Below are 12,013 nucleotides of genomic sequence, written 5' to 3' on the forward strand. Positions count from 1 at the left end.
CGGGCGGTCGGTCAAGCGCTCAGGCGCGCGCCACGCGCGCCGCCGCATGCGGCGCGAAGCCGGCCGCCAGCGCGCACAGCACGACGCACAGGCACGCCATCGCGATCCACGCGGGCGTCAGGTCCGCGAGATGCTGGCGCACGATGCCGGCCGCGAACGGGAACAGCCCCGCGATCAGATAGCCGATGCCCTGCACGAAGCCGGTCAGCGACGCCGCATCGGCCGGCGTCGCCGCGTGGTCGACCGTGACGATCAGCGACAGCGGGAACAGCGCGCCGATGCCCGCGCCCATCAGCAGCGCGACGGGCAGCGCGAGCCCCTCCGGCGCCGCGAGCATCAGCAGGAGCCCGACGAACAGCGCCGCGATCGCCGCGATCAGCGCCGGCCGGCGATCGGGCATGCGGTCGATCGTTGCGGACACCGTCAGCCCGGCGATGACTTCCGCGAGCGTGACGCCGCCGAGCAGGCCGCCGGCCGCCGTGGGCGACCAGCCGAGCCGCATGTAGAACGGCGGCAGCCACGCGAGCACGAGCGTGTACGCGCCGGTCGCGATCCCGAAGAACAGCGCGAGCCGCCATGCGCGCGGGGAGCGCGACGGCCGCGCGAGCACCGGCGACGCGGCCGTGATCGGCGCGCCGTCGCGGCTCGCGAACGGCCACACGGCCGCCGCGGCGATGGCCGGCAGCGTCCAGCACGCGAGCGCCGCGAGCCAGCCCCAGCGCGCGGCGGCCAGCGGCGCCGCGACGCTCGCCAGCACCGCGCCGCCCATGATCGACGTCGAGTAGACGCCCATCACGCCGCCGATGCGCGTCGCAAAGTTGGCCTTCACGAAGCCGGGCAGCAGCGCCTGCACCATCGCGATGCCGATGCCCGCGCAGCACGCGCTCGCAAGCAGCAGCCACGCATGCTGCGCGCCGACGCGCGCCGCGCACGCGAGGCCGATCAGCACGATGCCGATCCCGACGCCGACCGCGATCCCGGGCGAGCGCTGCAGGCGGCGCGCGCACAGCGCGCCGAGGCCCATCAGCACGATCGGGATCGTGGTCAGCAGGCTGGCGGTGCTGTCGTCGATGCCGGTCGCGCGCTGGATCATGTCGAGCAGCGGGCCGACCGCGGCGAGCGCCGGGCGCAGGTTCAGCCCGACCAGGACGATGGCGGCAAGCCGCCATCCGGGGGAAGTGAAGCGATTCATCGTATGGCCCTCGGTGACGTGCGCGGCGTCGAGGCGCACGCCGCGCGTTTTCATGTAAATTATCTTGACGTCAAGATAAATGCCAAATTATCTCGACGTCAAGATAACTTGTTTGCCGAGGAGGGTTAATGGATCGAGCCGCGCACGCGGTCGCGCAATGGCGCGACGAACGCCCGGATCTCGACGTGTCGTCGATGCTGGTGATGGGCAGGCTGCAGGAAGCGGCGCTCGCGATCGGGCGCGATCGTCTCAATCCGCTGTTTGCGCGCTACGGGATGCAGCCGGGCGAGTTCGACGTGCTGGCGACGCTGCGCCGCAGCGGCGCGCCGTTCGCGCTGACGCCGACGGCGCTGTACGACGCGCTGATGATGTCGTCGGGCGGGATGACCGCGCGCATCGACCGGCTGCAGAAGGCGGGCTGGGTCGAGCGCCGCCCGAATCCGGCCGACGGGCGCGGCACGCTCGTCGCGCTGACGGAGGCCGGCCGCGCGCTGATCGACGAGGCGGTCGTCGCGCACGTCGAGAACCAGCGCGCGATTCTGGACGCGCTGTCGGCGTCGGAGCAGACGCAGCTCGCGCGGCTGCTCGGCAAGCTGCTGGCGGGATTGGGCGATGCGGGCGGCGGGGTAGGCTAGCGCGCGTCGTGCGGCCGGGTGTCGATTGGCCGCATCGGCCCGCCGCGCGAGGCGGCGGGCTGTCCTGTTGCCGGCGCGACGGATGCGCGACCGGCCGCGCGGATCAGGTGCGCGCCGGGATGTTGAGCCCGCGCGCGACGGCCGGGCGGGCGACGAACGCGTCGAGCGCGCGCGCGACGTGGCGGAATTCGCTGAAGCCGACCAGGTCGCCCGCTTCATAGAAGCCGATCAGGTTGCGCACCCACGGAAAGATCGCGATGTCGGCGATCGTGTAGGTGTCGCCCATCACCCACTTGCGCTCGGCGAGGCGCGCGTCGAGCACGGCGAGCAGCCGCTTCGACTCGGCGACGTAGCGCTCGCGCGGACGCTTGTCCTCGTAGTCGCGGCCGGCGAACTTGTGGAAGAAGCCGACCTGGCCGAACATCGGGCCGATGCCGCCCATCTGGAACATCACCCACTGGATCGTCTCGTAGCGGCCCGCGAGATCCTTCGGGATCAGCTGGCCGGTCTTGTCGGCGAGATAGATCAGGATCGCGCCGGATTCGAACAGCGGCAGCGGCTTGCCGTCCGGGCCGTTTGGATCGAGGATCGCCGGGATCTTGTTGTTCGGGTTCAGCGACAGGAACGCGGGCGAGAGCTGGTCGTCGGTGCTGAAGCTCACCAGATGCGGCTCGTACGGCAGGCCGGTCTCCTCGAGCATGATCGACACCTTGACGCCGTTCGGCGTCGGCAGCGAGTAGAGCTGGAGGCGGTCGGGATGCTGGGCCGGCCACTTTTGCGTGATCGGGAAGGCGGACAGATCGGACATGGAGGGGTTCGCTCGTCGGGGTGGGTCATCTGCGGCTCGCCGTAGCGCCGCGCGTGGGCGGGCCGTTCGTGGAATCCGGAACGGCAGGCTCACGCGAGAGCGGGCGCGGCCGGCCGCGCCAAAGGGCCCACTGTAGCCGATTCGACGAATCGGTGCAGGCGTGGGGCGCGGGCGGTACCGCACCATTGCGTCACGATCGTGCGGCGTCGTCCGGATGCATGACCTCGCGATATATCTGCGCGAGCCGTTCGGGAGAGATGCCGTTGCGTTGCTCCAGTGCGAGCGGGTGATCGGTGGGTTCAAGTTCGATATACGGACGGATGCCGTTATCGCGCAGATGCACCATCGTCTTGAGATTGAGCGTGTCCGGGTAGATGGACAGCTGCGTGTTGAGCCAGCCGAAGAAGGGCCCCACGTTCGATCGCTTCGCGACGTGGTATGTCCTGCCCCACTCCTGAAAGCTGGCTTCGCTGAGGGAGAGCCATACTTTCTGCCTCTGGTACCTGGTAATAGCTGAAAGGCGCCAGAGCGCCAAAGCTTGGCATGCCGTGATGGGTTTTACCGCAGGTTACGCATCGGAATGAAAATTTCATCGACTGTTCACCTGGTTGGGAATGTCCACATTCTGGAGGAGACGCTGACATTCAATCCGATGCGAGAACCTGTCAAGCGGCGTCGATCCCAACGCCAGGCGCCCCCGGCTAGAGCCTGTTATGAACCTATATGAATGAAGTCGATGATTTTGGGCAGCGTCAGACAAGGCTCGCGGGTTTTCATCCCGACATCTTGTCTTATCAGCGGCAAGGTTCATAACGCCCTCTAAACGCGGGGAGCAGGTCAAGACCGCCGAAATGCGCAAAGGTTGACGTCTTTGTTTCATAAATGGTGGTGACGTTATTTATTTCATGTTAATTCGGTCGCTCATTTCGCATTTTTATACAATAAATTCGTCTGTGCGCAAGCTATAAATAAAAAAGCAAATTTCCTTTTTTAAAAAAAGTAAATAATTTGCTGGAAATATTTCGCCGATATTTGCCGGGATTGAGTATCTCTCTGGATCAATTGAGGTTGATATGAAATTTTGCGAGGTGTGCCATCGTGAACGCTGCTATGGTGTATCGCAGCGGTGACGTGCATGGTATGGCAGGCCTCGGGAAGCTGGCGTTGTCTGAGCATCTCGATGCGCTAATGGCGATTGCCGCATCGCCAAGTCAATCTGTTGATGCGGCATCCCTTACGCGGTGTGCCGCCGATGCGATGGGCGCCTCGCATTGTTCGATTGCGCTTCTATTTGAATTGAGATGGGAACAGCCTCAGATCAAACCCTGGGGATGCAGGCAAGGATGTCCGGATATTGCGTGGAGGGACGTCCTCCATTGCCCTGGAGACGTGGCTGGCGCCCGAAAGGCAGCCTTGTCGGAGGGGCCAGTGCGTCCGCTGCTGCGGACCGGTGCGCTGGACGGTGTGCTGTCGTCAGGCGATGGGGCGATTGGAAGATCTTTTCACGGAGAGTTGCCGAACTTCGCAGCGATTCACTATGCCTTCCCGGTGTCATTTGTCGCGATGAGCCAGACACGTTATGACGCGTTACCGGACGACTTGCGAGTTCAGCTCGATAAGGCGGCACTATCCATTCAGGTTTTAAATCCTATGAGAAGAGTGTCATGAGCAACCCGATCAAGAATATCGTCATCGTGGGCGGCGGCACCGCGGGCTGGATGGCCGCCTCGTACCTCGTCCGGGCGCTCCAACAGCAGGCGAACATTACGCTCATCGAGTCTGCGGCGATCCCCCGGATCGGCGTGGGCGAGGCGACCATCCCGAGTTTGCAGAAGGTGTTCTTCGACTTCCTCGGGATACCGGAGCGGGAGTGGATGCCCCAGGTGAACGGCGCGTTCAAGGCCGCCATCAAGTTCGTGAACTGGAGGAAGTCTCCCGACCGCTCGCGCGACGATCACTTCTACCATTTGTTCGGCAGCGTGCCGAACTGCGACGGCGTGCCGCTTACCCACTACTGGCTGCGCAAGCGCGAGCAGGGCTTCCAGCAGCCGATGGAGTACGCCTGCTACCCGCAGCCCGAGGCGCTCGACGGCAAGCTGGCACCGTGCCTGCCCGACGGCACCCGCCAGATGTCCCACGCGTGGCACTTCGACGCGCACCTGGTGGCCGACTTCTTGAAGCGCTGGGCCATCGAACGCGGGGTGAAGCGCGTGGTCGACGAGGTCGTGCAGGTTCACCTGAACGACCGCGGCTACATCTCCAGCCTGTCCACCAAGGAGGGGCGGACGCTGGAGGCGGACCTGTTCATCGACTGCTCCGGCATGCGGGGGCTCTTGATCAACCAGGCCCTGAAGGAGCCCTTCATTGACATGTCCGACTACCTGCTGTGCGACAGCGCGGTCGCCAGCGCCGTGCCCAACGCCGACGCGCGCGTGGGGATCGAGCCGTACACCTCCGCGATCGCCATGAACTCGGGGTGGACCTGGAAGATTCCGATGCTGGGCCGGTTCGGCAGCGGCTACGTCTTCTCGAGCAAGTTCACCTCGCGCGACCAGGCCACCGCCGACTTCCTCAACCTCTGGGGCCTCTCGGACAAGCAGCCGCTCAACCAGATCAAGTTCCGGGTCGGGCGCAACGGGCGGGCGTGGGTCAACAACTGCGTCGCTATCGGGCTGTCGTCGTGCTTTTTGGAGCCTCTGGAATCGACGGGAATCTACTTCATCTACGCGGCGCTTTACCAGCTCGTGAAGCACTTCCCCGATACCTCGTTCGATCCGCGGTTGACCGACGCATTCAACGCCGAGATCGTCCACATGTTCGACGACTGCCGGGATTTCGTTCAGGCGCACTATTTCGCCACGTCGCGCGAAGACACGCCGTTCTGGCTCGCGAACCGGCACGACCTGCGGCTCTCGGACGCCATCAAGGAGAAGGTTCAGCGCTACAAGGCGGGGCTGCCGCTGACCACCACGTCGTTCGACGATTCCACGTACTACGAGACCTTCGACTACGAATTCAAGAACTTCTGGTTGAACGGAAACTACTACTGCATCTTTGCCGGCTTGGGCATGCTGCCCGACCGGTCGCTGCCGCTCTTGCGGCACCGACCGGAGTCGATCGACAAGGCCGAGGCGATGTTCGCCCGCATCCGGCGCGAGGCCGAGCGTCTGCGGACGAGCCTGCCGACGAACTACGACTACCTGCGATCGCTGCGTGAGGGCGACGCGGGGCTGTCTCGCAGCCAGCCCGGGCCGACGCTCGCGGCGCCGGAAATCCTGTAGTGGAGCGCACCCTGGACCGGGTATGCGCATTCGCGGCCACGCACGCCGCGGTGGCGGCCTGCGATCCGCTGCGGGCGCGAGCGCTCGTTCTGCAGCTGCCGGGCCTGAACCGTAAAAAGGATGTGCCCGGCATCGTTGGCCTGTTGCGCGAGTTCCTCCCGGCGCGCGGCGTGCCCTCAGGCTGGGGCTTCGTCGAAGCCGCCGCCGCGATGCGGGACATCGGGTTCTTCCTGGGGTCGCTCAAGCGGCACGGACACGAGCCCGCGGACGTGGTGCCCGGGCTCGAGCCGGTGCTGCTCGACCTGGCGCGCGCGACCGACCTGCCGCCGCGCGAGACGCTCCTGCATGTGACAGTCTGGAACCCCGCGGCGGCCGACGCGCAGCGGAGCTACACCGGGCTCCGCGACGAAGCACACCTGCTCGAGAGCGTGCGCATCTCGATGGCGGCCCTCGAGGCGGCCATCGCGGTGACCGTCGAGCTGTCCGACGTGCCCCTGCGGTCGCCCGCGTTTGCGGAAGGGTGCGACGAGCTGGCGGCCTATCTTCAGAAAATGGTCGAATCGATCGTTTACGCTTACCGGTTCATCTCGGTGCAGGTCTTCTACGACGAGCTCCGCCCCTTCTACGAACCGATTCGAGTCGGGGGCCAGCGCTACCTCGGCCCCGGTGCCGTGGAAATGCCCCTCTTCGTGCTGGAGCACGTCCTGTGGGGCTCGCAATCGGACCACCAGGCTTATCGAGAATTCAAGGAGACGTACCTGCCCTACGTGCTTCCCGCGTTCAGGGCGGTCTACGCTCGGTTCGCCGGGGAGCCGGCGCTCGTCGACCGCGCGCTCGGCGAGGCGCAAGCGGCCGGCGCGCGGGGCGAGCCCGTCGGGGCCGGGCTGGCGGCCCTCGACCGGGTCTTCGAGATCCTGCTGCGCTTCCGGGCGCCTCACCTCAAATTGGCGGAGCGGGCGTACGAAGTCGGGCGAAGCGGCCCCACAATCGGCAGCGGGGGGTACGCGCCCAGCATGCTCGGCGATCTACTCACGCTCACGCGTGCCGCGCGGTCCCGCCTCCGCGCCGCGCTCGACGAGCCCTGACGCCTGACGCGTGCGGCCATGTGTTCCATCTCACAAGGAGAGTGTGCCCCATGACTCAGAAGAGCCCCGCGAACGGGCGCGACAGCAACCACTTCGACGTGATCATCCTCGGCTCGGGCATGTCCGGCACCCAGATGGGGGCCATCCTGGCCAAACAACAGTTTCGCGTCCTGATCATCGAGGAGTCGTCGCACCCGCGGTTCACGATCGGCGAATCGTCGATCCCCGAGACGTCTCTGATGAACCGCATCATCGCCGATCGCTACGGCATTCCGGAGCTCGACCGCATCACGTCGTTCTACGCGACGCAGCGTTACGTCGCGTCGAGCACGGGCATCAAGCGCAACTTCGGCTTCGTGTTCCACAAGCCCGGCCAGGAGCACGACCCGAAGGAGTTCACGCAGTGCGTCATTCCCGAGCTGCCGTGGGGGCCGGAGAGCCATTATTACCGGCAGGACGTCGACGCCTACCTGTTGCAAGCCGCCATCAAATACGGCTGCACGGTCCGCCAGAAGACGAACGTGACCGAATACCACGCCGACAAAGACGGCGTTGCGGTGACCACCGCCCAGGGCGATCGGTTCACCGGCCGGTACATGATCGACTGCGGAGGACCCCGCGCGCCGCTCGCGACCAAGTTCAAGCTCCGCGAAGAGCCGTGCCGCTTCAAGACGCACTCGCGCAGCCTCTACACGCACATGCTCGGGGTCAAGCCGTTCGACGACATCTTCAAGGTCAAGGGGCAGCGCTGGCGCTGGCACGAGGGGACCTTGCACCACATGTTCGCGGGCGGCTGGCTCTGGGTGATTCCGTTCAACAACCACCCGCGGTCGACCAACAACCTGGTGAGCGTCGGCCTGCAGCTCGACCCGCGTGTCTACCCGAAAACGGACATCTCCGCGCAGCAGGAATTCGACGCGTTCCTCGCGCGGTTCCCGAGCATCGGGGCGCAGTTCCGGGACGCCGTGCCGGTGCGCGACTGGGTCAAGACCGACCGCCTGCAATTCTCGTCGAACGCCTGCGTCGGCGACCGCTACTGCCTGATGCTGCACGCGAACGGGTTCATCGACCCGCTCTTCTCCCGGGGGCTCGAGAACACCGCGGTGACCATCCACGCGCTCGCGGCGCGCCTCATCAAGGCGCTGCGCGACGACGACTTCTCCCCCGAGCGCTTCGAGTACATCGAGCGCCTGCAGCAGAAGCTTCTGGACCACAACGACGACTTCGTCAGCTGCTGCTACACGGCGTTCTCGGATTTCCGCCTGTGGGACGCGTTCCACCGGCTGTGGGCGGTCGGCACGATCCTCGGGCAGTTCCGGCTCGTGCAAGCCCACGCGAGGTTCCGCGCGTCGCGTGACGAGGGCGACCTCGATCACCTCGACAACAACCCCCCGTACCTCGGGTACCTGTGCGCGGACATGGAGGGGTACTACCAGTTGTTCAACGACGCCAAGGCCGAGGTCGAGGCCGTGAGCGCCGGGCGCAAGCCGGCGGAGGAGGCCGCGGCACGGATTCACGCCCTCATCGACGAGCGGGATTTCGCCAGGCCGATGTTCGGCTTCGGGTACTGCATCACCGGGGCCAGGCCGCAGCTCAACAACTCGAAGTACAGCCTGCTGCCGGCGCTGAAGCTGATGCATTGGACGCAAACCAGCGCGCCGGCAGAGGTGAAAAAGTACTTCGACTACAACCCGATGTTCGCGCTGCTCAAGGCGTACATCACGACCCGCATCGGCCTGGCGCTGAAGTAGTCGGCCGACACCGACACGAAAACGATGAACGACGTTCAATTGGATCAAGCGGTCGCCAGGGAGCATGCCCCAGGGGCGTACGATGCGACCACGCGCCTGGCCGCGAGCTGGTACGTCGCGATGCGCTCGGACGACCTCAAGGACAAGCCGACGGAGTTGACGCTCTTCGGCCGTCCGTGCGTGGCGTGGCGCGGCGCGACGGGACGGGCCGTGGTGATGGACCGTCACTGCTCGCACCTCGGCGCGAACCTGGCCGACGGGCGGGTCAAGGACGGGTGCATCCAGTGCCCGTTTCACCACTGGCGGTACGACGAGCAGGGCCAGTGCGTTCACATCCCCGGCCACAGCCAGGCGGTGCGCCAGCTGGAGCCCGTCCCGCGCGGGGCGCGCCAGCCGACGTTGGTCACCGCTGAGCGATACGGCTACGTGTGGGTCTGGTACGGCTCCCCGCAGCCGCTGCACCCGCTGCCCGAAATCGCCGCGGCCGACGTCGACAACGGCGACTTCATGCACCTGCACTTCGCGTTCGAGACGACGACGGCGGTCTTGCGGATCGTCGAGAACTTCTACGACGCGCAGCACGCGACCCCCGTGCACGCGCTCCCGATCTCGGCCTTCGAGCTCAAGCTCTTCGACGATTGGCGCCAGTGGCCGGAGGTCGAGTCGCTGGCCCGGGCGGGCGCGTGGTTCGGGGCCGGGATCGACTTCACCGTGGACCGGTACTTCGGGCCCCTCGGCATGCTGTCGCGCGCGCTCGGCCTGAACATGTCGCAGATGAACCTGCACTTCGATGGCTACCCCGGCGGGTGCGTCATGACCGTCGCCCTCGACGGAGACTTCAAATACAAGCTGCTCCAGTGTGTGACGCCGGTGAGCGACGGCAAAAACGTCATGCACATGCTCATCTCGATCAAGAAGGTGGGCGGCGTCCTGCGCCGCGCGACCGACTACGTGCTGTTCGGGTTGCAGACCAGGCAGGCCGCGGGGTACGACGTCAAAATCTGGAACGGGATGAAGCCGGACGGCGGCGGCGCGTACAGCAAGTACGACAAGCTCGTGCTCAAGTACCGCGCGTTCTACCGGGGCTGGGTCGACCGCGTCGCCGAGGCGACCACTCGACCGCGCGGCCGCGAGTGAGCGGCGATGCGTGAGTCGGCGGCCCTGGAGGGCGTTATGAACGTTGCAGCTGATAAGACAAGATGAATGACTAACAACTAATACGACGGTCCGCCCCGACGCGTGGCGACCGTCATCGACACCAAGGCAGCAAGATGCCGACATTGCAAGTGATATTGAAGATGGCACTCTACGTTTCGCTGGTCCTGGCCACGCCAGGGCCGACAAATACTTTGCTGCTGTCCTCGGGAATCAAGGTCGGCTTCCGGCAATCGTCGCCTCTCCTGGTTGCAGAGGCATCGGGCTATGGCTTCGCGATATCACTGTGGGGTTTCTTCCTGGCGACATTCGCGGCCACACGGCCGTGGCTTTACGATGCGCTGAAGCTGGGGAGCTCGGCCTATATTTTCTATCTCGCCCTGCAGCTATGGAAAAGCCCACACTTTGAAGACATCCAGTCGGGTGCCATCGGCTTTCGCGACATGTTCGTCGCGACGACCATGAACCCGAAGGCGTTATTGTTCGCCACTGCGATCTTTCCCCCGCAGGCTTTCATATTGGTTCCGTTCTATCTCTGCTCGATCGCGGTCTTCACGGCGCTCGCCGTGACGATCGGTTCGATGTGGCTTACCATCGGCGGCGTCTTGACGGCGCGCCGGTCTCTGGCCACCCATACCGGAACGCTGCTTCGCGGTGCGTCGGTAGTGCTGTTGATGTTCTCGGGCACGCTGGCGTTTTCCGTACTCAACCGCTAGAGCGGCGTAATGAACTTTGCCGCTGATAAGACAAGATGTCGGGATGAAAACCCGCAAGCCTTGTCTAAGGCTGCCCAAAATCATCGACTTCATTCATATACGTTCATCACAGGCTCCAGGCGTCCCCGGCTACGCGCCCCGGGCTAGGCGCCCCCCTCAAAAGCTATGCCGCAAACCGATCATCGCCGCCGTCGTCCCGACGCCCGGCGCGACCGGCTGCCCATACACGAGCATCTGGTCCATCGTGCCGCGATTGTTCACGTGGCCGACCTGCGCATAGACCATCGTGCGCTTCGACAGGCTGTAGTCGGCCGCCAGCACGACCGACGTCGACTTGTTCGCCGAACGATTGCGGTCCTTCAGGTAGTACACGGCCGACGTGACCTGCAGCGCGGGCGTGAAGCGATAGCCGACGCCCGCCGACATCATGTCGAAATTCGCCTGGTCCGAGTGCGCGGGATTCTTGCCGTTCGCATACGACGCGGACACCGAGAAATCGTCAATCGTGTATTTCGCGCCGACGTACACGAAGCGGTTGTTGTTCACGCCGGTCGGCGTCGAGCCGGGCGCCGGATTGGCGTCGTGGCCGTTGTAGTAGACGGCGGCGGCATTCAACCCGTAGTTCGAATACTTGAGCACGACCGATTCGCGCGTGCCGCCCTGGATCTGCCCGGCGACGCCGCCCGGCGCGTATTCGAGCGCGACCGACACGCCGCCGAAGGTCGGCGACTGGTAGACGAGCGCATTGCTGTCGTACAGCGCGCCGATCGCGCCGTTGGTGCTCGTGCCGGGCCAGCCCGCCGCGGTGTTGATGCCGAGCCACGCGGTCAGGATGCTGCCGAAGAATTCCGCGTTGCGCACGTCGGTGTCGGCCATCGCGTAGATCATCGGCACGATCTGGCGGCCCGCCGTGAAGCTGCCGAACGGCCCCGACACGCCGACCGATGCGACCTGGTTGAAGATCGCGACCGCGCCCGGCGTGTCGCTCAGCTGGAACCGGCCGGTGCCGCTGTCGAACGAGCCCTGCAGCTTGAAGTTGACCGCATAGCCGCCGCCGATGTCCTCGCGCCCCTTGATTCCCCAGAAGCTCGAATAGATCCCGCCGTCCTTCATCCGGAACACCTTGCCGGTGTTCGGCGCGTTCGGGCTGAACGACGCGGCCGACGTGCTCTGGTACAGCATGCCCGTGTCGATCACGCCGTACAGCGTGACGGAGGATTGCGCGTGCGCGAGCGCCGACCAGGCGGCAAGCGCGGCAAGCGCGGCCAGTTTCGTCTTCATCCGAGTCTCCGTGATCGTGTTGTTCCCGGACGGGATCGAGCCCGCCCGGGCGATGCGCAAAGACTACGCAACGACGCGCGGCCGCTCCCCCCACGCGCGGGGGGGCAGG

At 65.5% G+C, this 12,013-nt stretch carries 11 protein-coding genes; 7 read left to right on the forward strand and 4 right to left on the reverse strand.

The features are described from left to right. Positions 1 to 19: 19 nt before the first annotated feature. Complete coding sequence (locus B7P44_RS08695) at positions 20 to 1,192, reverse strand: MFS transporter (protein WP_084906534.1); 1,173 nt, start codon at positions 1,190 to 1,192, stop codon at positions 20 to 22. A 128-nt stretch (positions 1,193 to 1,320) separates the two neighbouring features. Here B7P44_RS08695 and B7P44_RS08700 point away from each other — a divergent pair, with 128 nt between their 5' ends. Beyond that, positions 1,321 to 1,827 carry a MarR family winged helix-turn-helix transcriptional regulator gene (locus B7P44_RS08700; protein ID WP_084902896.1) on the forward strand — a complete coding sequence of 169 codons (507 nt, stop codon included), beginning with the start codon at positions 1,321 to 1,323 and terminating at the stop codon, positions 1,825 to 1,827. A gap of 103 nt (positions 1,828 to 1,930) precedes the next feature. Here B7P44_RS08700 and B7P44_RS08705 read toward each other — a convergent pair whose 3' ends face one another. Then, positions 1,931 to 2,635: a glutathione S-transferase N-terminal domain-containing protein gene (locus B7P44_RS08705; protein WP_084902899.1), complete on the reverse strand. Its 705-nt coding sequence runs from the start codon at positions 2,633 to 2,635 to the stop codon at positions 1,931 to 1,933. A gap of 190 nt (positions 2,636 to 2,825) precedes the next feature. After that, positions 2,826 to 3,170 (reverse strand): DUF2199 domain-containing protein, encoded by a 345-nt coding sequence (locus B7P44_RS08710; protein ID WP_231716674.1) that lies wholly within the window; start codon positions 3,168 to 3,170, stop codon positions 2,826 to 2,828. Positions 3,171 to 3,733: 563 nt separating this feature from the next. Here B7P44_RS08710 and B7P44_RS37460 point away from each other — a divergent pair. The 6 genes from B7P44_RS37460 to B7P44_RS08740 all read left to right on the forward strand — a co-directional run bounded on the left by B7P44_RS37460 (position 3,734) and on the right by B7P44_RS08740 (position 10,623). Then, a complete protein-coding gene (locus B7P44_RS37460) occupies positions 3,734 to 4,303 on the forward strand; it encodes a type 2 periplasmic-binding domain-containing protein (RefSeq protein WP_231716675.1) in 570 nt (189 codons plus the stop codon). Continuing rightward, on the forward strand, positions 4,300 to 5,916 hold the full coding sequence (locus tag B7P44_RS08720) for a tryptophan 7-halogenase PrnA (protein ID WP_084902902.1): 1,617 nt from the start codon (positions 4,300 to 4,302) through the stop codon (positions 5,914 to 5,916). The genes B7P44_RS37460 and B7P44_RS08720 overlap by 4 nt, the downstream gene beginning before the upstream one ends. Then, on the forward strand, positions 5,916 to 7,001 hold the full coding sequence (locus B7P44_RS08725; RefSeq protein WP_084902905.1) for a monodechloroaminopyrrolnitrin synthase PrnB: 1,086 nt from the start codon (positions 5,916 to 5,918) through the stop codon (positions 6,999 to 7,001). Before B7P44_RS08720 ends, B7P44_RS08725 begins: the two co-directional genes overlap by 1 nt. Positions 7,002 to 7,051: 50 nt before the next feature. Beyond that, a complete protein-coding gene (locus tag B7P44_RS08730) occupies positions 7,052 to 8,752 on the forward strand; it encodes a monodechloroaminopyrrolnitrin halogenase PrnC (protein ID WP_084902909.1) in 1,701 nt (566 codons plus the stop codon). Between the two features lie 24 nt (positions 8,753 to 8,776). Continuing rightward, the gene (locus B7P44_RS08735) at positions 8,777 to 9,889 is read left to right on the forward strand and encodes an aminopyrrolnitrin oxygenase PrnD (protein ID WP_084902912.1); all 1,113 of its coding nucleotides are present in this window, start codon (positions 8,777 to 8,779) and stop codon (positions 9,887 to 9,889) included. A gap of 134 nt (positions 9,890 to 10,023) precedes the next feature. After that, positions 10,024 to 10,623, forward strand: a complete 600-nt coding sequence (locus tag B7P44_RS08740) for a LysE family translocator (RefSeq protein WP_084902915.1) — start codon at positions 10,024 to 10,026, stop codon at positions 10,621 to 10,623. A gap of 156 nt (positions 10,624 to 10,779) precedes the next feature. On the opposite strand, the gene B7P44_RS08745 is transcribed toward B7P44_RS08740, so the two are convergent. Continuing rightward, complete coding sequence (locus B7P44_RS08745) at positions 10,780 to 11,904, reverse strand: porin (protein ID WP_084902917.1); 1,125 nt, start codon at positions 11,902 to 11,904, stop codon at positions 10,780 to 10,782. Positions 11,905 to 12,013: the final 109 nt, after the last annotated feature.

It is taken from the genome of Burkholderia ubonensis subsp. mesacidophila (genome assembly GCF_002097715.1).
Taxonomy (GTDB): domain Bacteria; phylum Pseudomonadota; class Gammaproteobacteria; order Burkholderiales; family Burkholderiaceae; genus Burkholderia; species Burkholderia mesacidophila.

Excerpts from the sequence above, each read along its gene's own strand:
- B7P44_RS08695 (WP_084906534.1), bottom strand. The coding sequence starts at position 1,192 with ATGAATCGCTTCACTTCCCCCGGATGGCGGCTTGCCGCCATCGTCCTG.
- B7P44_RS08700 (WP_084902896.1), top strand. The coding sequence starts at position 1,321 with ATGGATCGAGCCGCGCACGCGGTCGCGCAATGGCGCGACGAACGCCCG.
- B7P44_RS08705 (WP_084902899.1), bottom strand. The coding sequence starts at position 2,635 with ATGTCCGATCTGTCCGCCTTCCCGATCACGCAAAAGTGGCCGGCCCAG.
- B7P44_RS08720 (WP_084902902.1), top strand. The coding sequence starts at position 4,300 with ATGAGCAACCCGATCAAGAATATCGTCATCGTGGGCGGCGGCACCGCG.
- B7P44_RS08730 (WP_084902909.1), top strand. The coding sequence starts at position 7,052 with ATGACTCAGAAGAGCCCCGCGAACGGGCGCGACAGCAACCACTTCGAC.
- B7P44_RS08735 (WP_084902912.1), top strand. The coding sequence starts at position 8,777 with ATGAACGACGTTCAATTGGATCAAGCGGTCGCCAGGGAGCATGCCCCA.
- B7P44_RS08740 (WP_084902915.1), top strand. The coding sequence starts at position 10,024 with ATGCCGACATTGCAAGTGATATTGAAGATGGCACTCTACGTTTCGCTG.
- B7P44_RS08745 (WP_084902917.1), bottom strand. The coding sequence starts at position 11,904 with ATGAAGACGAAACTGGCCGCGCTTGCCGCGCTTGCCGCCTGGTCGGCG.